This window comes from Bacillus pseudomycoides DSM 12442, assembly GCF_000161455.1.
Lineage (GTDB): Bacteria > Bacillota > Bacilli > Bacillales > Bacillaceae_G > Bacillus_A > Bacillus_A pseudomycoides.
Genome location: NZ_CM000745.1, coordinates 5,229,637 through 5,230,070 on the forward strand (window position 1 = coordinate 5,229,637; position 434 = coordinate 5,230,070).

General features: G+C 33.4%; 1 protein-coding gene. It reads right to left on the minus strand.

Features of this window, described 5'->3' with window-relative positions:
- On the minus strand, positions 1 to 434 hold a 434-nt coding region (locus tag BPMYX0001_RS26495; protein WP_033799436.1), incomplete at both ends, for a thiol-activated cytolysin family protein.

The following is a 434-nucleotide window of genomic DNA, read 5'->3' on the forward strand; positions in this document are numbered from 1 at the left end:
TCAATGTTCAGTGCATTGTCAAGATATTTAGCGTTAACATTAAGAGCACTTGCTATTTGAGATTTACTATACACCATAGATTCTGTATACTGCATTCTTGCAGGTAACGTATGTGTTTTTGAATACTTTTCATTCCAAGTAGATACTAATTCATCTACTGCTCCAGACACATTACCATATGTAGGATTTTGGACAGTAATTGTATTGTCTTTTCTCATGCCAGGTAAGTCTATACTAATATTCAAAGGTTTTCTCTTAGCTACTAACAAACTAGGTTGATTATCCGCAAAAGCTTTATTTGCAAGTTGTACTGCTCCTGGATAAGTACGATTAGCCACAGAATCAATAATCGAAATATCGACTGGTGAAGTTGTAAGTGATTTTTTCTCACGTTCAACTACTACAAATTTACCATTTGAATTTGTACTTTCTTT